Origin of the sequence: Actibacterium sp. 188UL27-1, assembly GCF_016901225.1 — a bacterium.
Classification (GTDB): Bacteria; Pseudomonadota; Alphaproteobacteria; order Rhodobacterales; family Rhodobacteraceae; genus 188UL27-1.
This window is the reverse complement of sequence record NZ_JAFEUL010000014.1, coordinates 106,772-114,888: the sequence shown is the minus strand read 5'-3', so window position 1 is coordinate 114,888 and position 8,117 is coordinate 106,772. Positions and strand designations below refer to the sequence as shown.

General features: G+C 62.1%; 9 protein-coding genes, 1 tRNA gene and 1 pseudogene. 3 read left to right on the top strand and 8 right to left on the bottom strand.

The features are described 5' to 3' along the window. Positions 1–129: 129 nt before the first annotated feature. Positions 130–294, top strand: a pseudogene (locus IU397_RS16880) (transposase); the annotation flags it as partial. Between the two features lie 487 nt (positions 295–781). Here IU397_RS16880 and IU397_RS16875 read toward each other — a convergent pair. The 4 genes from IU397_RS16875 to IU397_RS16860 all read right to left on the bottom strand — a co-directional run bounded on the left by IU397_RS16875 (position 782) and on the right by IU397_RS16860 (position 3,461). Beyond that, entirely contained in the window at positions 782–1,072 is a 291-nt protein-coding gene (locus IU397_RS16875; protein ID WP_204415966.1) for a hypothetical protein, read from the bottom strand. Between the two features lie 169 nt (positions 1,073–1,241). Continuing rightward, a tRNA-Thr gene (locus IU397_RS16870) sits at positions 1,242–1,317 on the bottom strand. A 191-nt stretch (positions 1,318–1,508) separates the two neighbouring features. Continuing rightward, entirely contained in the window at positions 1,509–1,778 is a 270-nt protein-coding gene (locus tag IU397_RS16865) for a DUF2312 domain-containing protein (protein WP_204415964.1), read from the bottom strand. A 117-nt stretch (positions 1,779–1,895) separates the two neighbouring features. After that, complete coding sequence (locus IU397_RS16860) at positions 1,896–3,461, bottom strand: alkaline phosphatase (RefSeq protein WP_204415962.1); 1,566 nt, start codon at positions 3,459–3,461, stop codon at positions 1,896–1,898. A gap of 173 nt (positions 3,462–3,634) precedes the next feature. Here IU397_RS16860 and IU397_RS16855 point away from each other — a divergent pair, with 173 nt between their 5' ends. Next, the gene (locus IU397_RS16855) at positions 3,635–3,850 is read left to right on the top strand and encodes a hypothetical protein (protein WP_204415960.1); all 216 of its coding nucleotides are present in this window, start codon (positions 3,635–3,637) and stop codon (positions 3,848–3,850) included. A gap of 61 nt (positions 3,851–3,911) precedes the next feature. Continuing rightward, positions 3,912–5,354: a hypothetical protein gene (locus tag IU397_RS16850; RefSeq protein ID WP_204415959.1), complete on the top strand. Its 1,443-nt coding sequence runs from the start codon at positions 3,912–3,914 to the stop codon at positions 5,352–5,354. Positions 5,355–5,492: 138 nt separating this feature from the next. Here the strand turns inward: IU397_RS16850 and IU397_RS16845 are convergent, their stop codons facing one another. From IU397_RS16845 to IU397_RS16830, 4 genes are all read right to left on the bottom strand, one after another. Beyond that, complete coding sequence (locus tag IU397_RS16845) at positions 5,493–6,017, bottom strand: ester cyclase (RefSeq protein WP_204415956.1); 525 nt, start codon at positions 6,015–6,017, stop codon at positions 5,493–5,495. A gap of 82 nt (positions 6,018–6,099) precedes the next feature. Then, entirely contained in the window at positions 6,100–6,621 is a 522-nt protein-coding gene (locus IU397_RS16840; RefSeq protein ID WP_204415955.1) for a periplasmic heavy metal sensor, read from the bottom strand. A gap of 4 nt (positions 6,622–6,625) precedes the next feature. After that, positions 6,626–7,009 carry a hypothetical protein gene (locus IU397_RS16835; protein WP_204415953.1) on the bottom strand — a complete coding sequence of 128 codons (384 nt, stop codon included), beginning with the start codon at positions 7,007–7,009 and terminating at the stop codon, positions 6,626–6,628. Continuing rightward, positions 7,006–7,593, bottom strand: a complete 588-nt coding sequence (locus IU397_RS16830; protein ID WP_204415995.1) for an RNA polymerase sigma factor — start codon at positions 7,591–7,593, stop codon at positions 7,006–7,008. The genes IU397_RS16835 and IU397_RS16830 overlap by 4 nt, the downstream gene beginning before the upstream one ends. Positions 7,594–8,117: the final 524 nt, after the last annotated feature.

Here is an 8,117-nt window from a genome sequence, read left to right as displayed (position 1 = left end):
CTGATGTTCTTTCAATATCCCGATTATCTGTTCTTCACTGAAACGGCTTCTCTTCATCATCTGTCTCCTTCTTGGAGAACAGGCTAACCAAAAACACCGGACATTTCAGGGGAGCAGGTCAACCGGCAAAAGATCATGCGGAGCGAAACAAGCAAGTTCATGCGCCGTTTCCTGATGCATGTTCTTCCTGACGGGTTCCACCGTACCCGGCACTACGGTCTGCCGGCCAGCGGCGGCCGCAAGACCAACCTTGCCAAGATCCGCGCGCTGCTCAGGCAGCGGCCACCCGAGCCGGACCTCCCAGCTTGGGCAGTTTTAGGAGCATTCGCGCGATTCCGAGAGGGGCACGCCAAACCAACGACCTAGACCCATTTCATGTCTTTCTCCTATGACGGTCAGACGCACGCGCATCAAACCTTGTGTCACACCGTCTTCCCCCGCACGGCCAAATATGTACTGGGCACCGCGCGGACCCTCTACGCCCATGTTCAAGCCACGGTTCATGACGATGTGGCCAGCACAGATTTGGAGAACTTGCGCGGGCTACGCTGGACATCGGTTCTGGACGGCAAGACATCTGCGATCTGGCGAGGTCTATCGATCCTTCCAAGGGCAAAGACCCCTGGCCCATTTCAATTGCCGCTCTGTCACGGTGACCATATTCATCAATGACGGAGATGTGATTTACAATCCTATGAGCAATGGTTGCGCCGTCAGTCACGCGGTTTTGTCGAAGAGGGTATGGGTAAGCGCAAGGCTGACATCTTTCCATCGGGGGCCATCAACCTTCATCGTTTCGTGGACTCCACAGATCGAGAACCGCGGATAGATGAACTGCCAGCGATCCAGACTGTTCGATCAAAGCTAGCGTTGCACCCTTGATATGAAGCGCCCTTTGGAGGGCGCGTACGTCATCTTCACTTGCTCCTTTTGGCAGCATAATCCCAATCTTCCCATCACCCGAGGGAATACCTGTGTCGTCGTGTAGCTCAAATTCAATGCACCAATCGCCACCTTCCAGCGGAACTTCTTGAGGAATGGGCCGATATATCGAAATATGAAAAGTGATCATTTCAAATCTCCCGTGGGGCGATAACCCTTATTCTACACTCGATTTGCCCCGAAACTGTAACATTTGATCGCGATTCACGAAAAACCTCAAAATTCGACCATAGGGTCAAAAACTACAAAACCAACTCATTTGGATTTTGTCGCAAGTTTCTGAATTTTATGAATAAGAGTGGTGCCCCCACACGGACTCGAACCGCGGACCTACTGATTACAAATCAGTTGCTCTACCAGCTGAGCTATAGGGGCACTCGCTGCGCTTTAGTGGACATGGGCGGGTCGCGTCAAGGGGCAGATATGCGTCTGCACAACGCATGCGGACCCTGTGCACATCCGATGCATATGCCATAAACTTGGGCCATGCGCGGGGTTCACCATCGGTCGACACGTCACCGTCGGTCCGCGCATCCATAAAGCCTGCGGTTTCGCATCCACGGGGTTCACATACCCAGCGCTTGCTTGTACATATCCAGCACCGCCTCTTCCTCGGCGATATCGTCGGGCTCCCGGCGGCGCAGGGCGATGACCTTGCGGATCACCTTGGTGTCGTAGCCACGGCCCTTGGCCTCGGCCATGACCTCCTTCTGCTGGTCGGCGATGTCTTTCTTTTCTGCCTCCAGCCGCTCGAACCGCTCGATGAACTGGCGCAACTCGTCCGCCGTCACCCGGTAGGTTACGTCGCCACTGGTTTCGGTCACGTCATCGTTCATCGCTGCTGCCTCTTTGCGGGATATCGGGGGCTCTCCCTAGCGCCGCCCCCGGTGTGAGGCAAGACCGGAACGGGCGACCTGCCCCCAGGGGCCAGACCGCCAAATCAACATGCGTAGTCAGAGGCTCCGCTGCGGATCAAGCGTAACCGACCACAATTCGGCATCGGCCCGGTCCATGAGGCGCACGGTCATCTGCTCGGTCGCGCCGTCGATATCCACCAGGCCAAAGAATTGCAGCCCCATCGATGGCGGCAGGTTGATCCCCTGCTCTTCCGTCGGCGCCTTCACGAACCGCACCTCCGGGCCGAATGTGGCGTCCAAGGCGTTGGGGCCAAAGGTGCCGGCATGGAGCGGGCCCGACACAAACTCCCAGAAGGGCTCGAAATCCTGGAACTGCGCCGTGTTGGGATCATAGTAATGGGCGGCCGTGTAATGCACATCCGCCGTCAGCCAGACCGTGTTGGTGATGTTGGCGGTTTTCATGAACCGCAACAGCTCTGCCACCTCGACCTCGCGCCCCATGGCGGGGCCACCGGTGCCGTCGGCAATCCCTTCGGAGCCAGACTGTTCGCGGAAATTGTCCCACACAATCAAACCGATGGGCTGGTCCGAGGCGATGACCTTCCAGGTGGCGGTGGATTGCGCCAGCTCCCGCTTGAGCCAGGACATCTGCTCGGCGCCCAGCACGCGCTGCTCCTCCGTCAATGTCTCGGTCATGTCCGCAGTGTTGGGGCCGCGATAGCTGCGCAGATCCAAGAAGAAGACGTCGAGCAGCGGGCCATAATTGATCTTGCGGTAGACCCGGCCCGGTTCCGCCTGGCTCACCCGCATCGGCGTCATCTCGTGGAAGGCGCGGCTGGCCCGGGCGGTCAGAAGATGCACCGACTTTTCGGTATAGCGTTCGTCGGCGATCATATCCTTGCTGTCGGACCAGTTGTTCACCACCTCGTGGTCATCCCACTGGAAGAAAGTCGGGACGGACGCGTTCATCGCGCGCACATGCGCGTCCATCATGTTGTATTTCCACTGGCCGCGGAATTCGTCCAAGGTTTCGGCGACTTTGCGCTTTTCATCGATCAGGTTGGTGTTGGTCCAGATCACCTGTCCGTCTTTCTCGACCGTGTCCTCCATTGGGCCGTCGGCATAGACGGTGTCGCCGGAATGGATGAAAAAGTCAGGTTCGTGGCGAGCCATGGTCGCATAGGTCGCCATACCCTCATCATCGATGCCCCAGCCCTGCCCTGCCGTGTCACCGGACCAGGCAAAGCGAATGTTGCGCCGGGCCGACGGCGCGGTGCGGAACCGGCCCACCAGGGGCTCTGACACCGTGTTGATGTCGCTCAGATCGGCGGCGGTGAAGCGATAGAAAATCTCTTGATCCGAGGGGAGGCCCTGGATCAGGCGTTTGACGGCAAAGTCGCTTTCGGGCAGCGCATCCATCGCGGTCAGGCGGCGGGCATTGGCAAAGCTCTCGGTGGTCGAGACTTCCATCATCACGCGGGCCGGACGGTCGGTCCGGGTCCAGATCATGCCGGAGGAGATATCGACATCGCCCGATTGCACCCCGTGCGTAAAGGTGGGGCGCGTGGCGGCGCGGGAAATGCCGGGCATGGCAAGCGCTGTGGTGAAGGCGGTGCCACCGGCAAGAACGGCGCGGCGGGACAGGCGGGTATACTGGCGCATGGCTGGAACCTTTCTGTTGGGGCCGCGACCGTGCGCGGCGATATCGTTGGATCCTCACCATGGAACCGCCGCTTGACCGGTGGGTGACCGTGCGGTGACGGTTTTGCAACAGGGCGCGCGTGCTTGCCCCCTTTGGCAAAACCCGCTAGCCCGACCGGGAGGAGAGATAGCGGATGGAAAGTCTTATCTGGATCGGCGCGTTGCTGTCTGTCGTGGGGCTGGCCGGCATCATCTGGTGCATCGTGGATGTGTCGCGCGCCCGCCGGGCCGGCCTGGATGACGACACATTGCGGGCGCGGCTGCAAAAGGCCGTGGCGTTCAATCTGGGGGCGTTCGGGATTTCGGCCCTGGGGCTGATTATGGTCGTGATGGGGTTGATCCTGAGCTGAGCCTGCCCGAAATTCGCCAAAATTCACCGTCAGGCTAGCGCGGCATCACGCGAGGCCGGCCATGACCCGAGACATTCACCTGACCTACCAAGTGGGCGATATGACCCACCAGGACCAGGTGGTTCTGGCCACGATCTGTTTGGCCCCTTTCCATGAGGTCGCGGCCTTGGTCACAGGGGTGTTCCGCGCAACCCAGGGCCGGTCCATCGTGATCCAGGGCGAAATGCGGCGCCCCAATGACATCTACCACCAGGACAGTTTGGACGCGCAGGCGCGACGGGCCGAACTCGGCGATACCGTGTCGGTCTGTTATTGGGGGGTTACGGTCAGTGAACCGGCGGGCAGTTCCGGTGTGACACTGGTGGAGCATTGGGGCCATGACGATCTGCCGGACCATATGGGCCGGTTGCGGACGGGCCTGACGATGGTCACGATCGAGAGCCTGTTTGAGCGCAAAACCCTCCAACGGCATGGGCTGACCCTGCGCCAGGGTGGGACGGTCGTGCGCCGCATTGATGTGGATCAGGGGATGGCGGAATGCGGGTGGAGTTGGTTCGCGGAAGGGCCGACCCAACCGTGGGAGGCTGCGGACCGCTATGCCCATCGCTATCCGTCGAAGAGGTTGGATCGGGCGCTTTTGTTTGACTATGCGCGGCATTTCGGGGTGGATTTGCAATCCGCGATGGCCCATCGCAAGCTCGCGCAGACCCGGTTCATCAAGGCGCTGGATTGCTGGGACCCGACGGAGGTTCGGGAGGCCACGACAGAGGGGGAAGCCGCCTACAAGGCCGCGCTGGAAGCCGGGATCGGGGAACCCGAGCCACAGGAAACCGCGGCGGAGGCCCAGGCCTGGGCCCGATCGGCCGCGGATCTCCACCAGGCCGTGGCGGCTGCAGAAGCGCGGATCCGGAAAGCCACGTCGCCGGATCGGATCTGGGCCGTGATGCGCGATCTTACCGAGGTGCTGCAGACGGACGGGATCGGGCAGTCTTACGCGATCGGTCTTTTTCCCATGGCAGTCGATCAGGCCCACCGGCTGGATCTTCAGGCGCTGGCGACGCGGCGGCTGGAGCAGACCTGGATCGCCGCCACTGCTGCCACGGATTTCCCGGTCACCCAGCATCACATCACGATACGCCGAGGCGAGGCGCAGCGGCAGGCCGTGCTGTCGCCAATTGCCCGGCGACACACGCAGATCTGCAAATCCGCCACCGCGCCCACCGATCTGCTGCCGATCCTCGCTGATATCGGCCCCCAGCGGCCATCCGAGATGGACCTGCGCTTTCGCCTGACGGCGCTGCAGAACGCGTATCATGCGGCATGCAGGCTGGACCCCGAAGATAGGGCCAGCCATAGCATCGCAGGTGTTCTGGACAATCTTCACGGCCAGATGACAGGTCGGCCCGATGCACCGTCCCTCGCTGCGGCGATCCGCAAACGCGCCGCTGATCTTGCCAAACGTCGGAGGACCACCAAAAGCAAACGGTCCCGGAAACAGTCCTGACTGCCATCTGCCATGGCCCGATCCCATGCAAAACCGCCATGAATGGCGCCTTCGCCGAAACCTTGGCAAAACTGCCCCATTATGTGTTCATAAATATCCCCGCCGGAGGCACAGAATCCGTGGCGCATCCGTTCCAATTCAGGGACGCGGCGGATCTTTCTCTTTGCGGTCGAACGCGTCCCAACCCTGCCCATCGAAGACGTCCACGCCAAGCTGGCTGAGCACATGGGGAAAATCGACCATCACCCAATTGTCCACGATCTTGCCATCGACGACTTTCCAGAAATCCATATACCTGATCTCCACCCGTTTGCCGGTGGGCGCGACCCCCATGAATGCCCCGGAATGGGTGGCCTCCTGCCGGCCAAAGGCGGCGGCCCATTCGCCCATGTATATCCGCGCCTCATCGACACAGACCTTGTCGGAAAAAGCCGCCTGAAATGGGCGCTGCCAGTTGTCCTGAAACTCCTTAAGGCCGATCTTGGTACCGCAGCCAAAGTTGCCCATCCAGCGAAAGCCCTCGGCAAAGAACTGGCCGATATCGTCGATCCGGTGATCGTTCAGCCCATCGACCATGCCTTCGATCACGGCGCGGGTCGCCTCGGTCTGGCTCATATCCGTGTCGCGGGTCAAAACCGCTTGCTCGGGGCGCGAACCCTTCATCCTATCATCCTTCCCATGAACCCTTGCGCATAGGTGGCGCGCGCCCCGCAACAGGGCAATGGCACCTTACGTCGCAAAGGGATCAGCGATCCTGGTCAGCGCCCTTGCGGTCCCCGCGGGGACGGCGTTTTTGCGATTGCTCCAACCGGTCGGCAAAGGCCCGGCGTTCCGCGACGCTCATTTGCCCGATGACCTCGATCATGAGGTCCTGTCCCACATCCCGCAAGGCTTGGGCCCCCGCCCGCTGGCGTTGCAGCATCTCGGCCAGCCGCGCAGTGTCCAGATCATCGGCCCGCAACACGATCAGCGTCTGCCGGAAGTCCTGCCGCAACGCCCTGCCCGTCCGGCTCAGATCGGCCCGGCGGGCGCCCATCCGGTCGCGCAAGACCGCGCGCTGTTCCGACGTCAGGGCACGGCCATAGGGACCAACGCCAAGGCGGCGTATCTCATCCCCGGACCTGCCACCCGGGCCCGGCTTGCCCGACAGGACAGCCCCCCCGATGGCACCCAGGATCAAGAGGTTGACGGCGAGCGAGGCGACCAGGGCAATCCGGATCCAGCGGGGCGACCCTGCGGCAGGCGGTGGGGTGGGGTCATGCGACATAGGCTCAGTCATCCGTCATCAGGTCGGTCTCGAAAACAGTCAAAAAGGCGTCATCCACTAGAAAGCTTGCCACCTGCTCCCCCTGCAGATCCGCCAGCAATACATCCAGCGCGGCAGGCGGGCTGTATCCGATCAGGATGCCGGCAATCGTCGCGGTACACAGACCAGCCATGGATGGCCAACCACCCAGGCTCGCCCAGGCGCTGCGCCACCAGGGCAAGGCGGGCCGGGCTGATACGGCCGGTTGTGCCGATTGTGCGGCATCGGCCATGACCCGGCGCAACAGATCGTCGGAGGGCGCAGGGCCCGTCCGGCGTGCCGCGTCGAAAAACACCTCCAGCGCCCCGTCATCCAGGCCCCGGTCTTTCGCTGATCTGTCATCCGTCATAGGTCCAGTCCCAATGCTGCCTTCTGGCCCGTCAATACCAGGGCCAGGGCACGTTTGCCGCGGGCGGTCAGACTTTCCACCGCCTCGGTGCTAATGTCCATCACCGCGGCGATCTGCGGGTTGGCCAGGCCTTCGAGATGGCGCAGGATCACGGCCTGGCGCTGGCGCTCGGGCAAGGTCATGAGCGCGGCCTGCAAGGCATCGGCCCGGGCGCGCATCTGCAAATCCTGTTCCACGCCGGGGCGGTCATCCACGGGCTCGGGCACGGCATCCAGCGACACCCCGCGCCGCCGACTGCGCCGCAGCCGATCCGTGCATAAATTTGCGGCCACCCGGTAGAGCCAGGTTGAGACCTGGGCCGTGCCCGCCTGCCAATTCGGCGCCATCTTCCACAATCGCATCATCGCCTCCTGGGCCACATCCTCTGCCTCGGCCGCATCCCCCAACATGCGCTGCGCCACGGCCAGGACGCGCGGGGTGAGCCGCACAGTCAAAACACGCGCCGCCCCCTGATCTCCCTGGGCGAACCGCGCTAGCAAGAGGTCATCTGATATGTTCGACAAGGCATCGAGCGGCATGTCCATGGTCCAAAGGCCTAGCGCCGGGGGGTGGCGATGGTCAACACCGCCTGCCCCGCGCGGGTTCAGGTCCGGGCTTGAGCGGGTCGGGGCGCAGAACCGCCCGTGACTGCGTCGCAGCCGGTCGGCCATATGTCCCCGGATGTGATCCGGTGGGCCAAGACCACCGTGCCCAGTGCTGCGATGGTGTCAGGCACACGTTCCGGACCGCCAAGTTCCGCAACGGCTGCAACATCGAACCTCTCAGATCCCGGGCCCTGCTCATGGTTCCATTGGGACTTGGCCCTGGGACCCACCATCAGACCAACCAGAATAAGAACGGCCAGTAGACCCATCTTTCGCATGTCATACCTCCAAACGGGTCGCCCGCCCCGTCAGGGCCGCGCGTTTCAATCAGCGGCGGGTTTTGCCGCGCAATGGTCATTTAACGGCGGTCCCCACCGGCTCCGTCGCGGGTGGGTGTATTTTTTGCCCCGGATGGACGGCGACGGTGCCGTGTCCCCGCAGGAACAGCGACATGCAGACGCGGG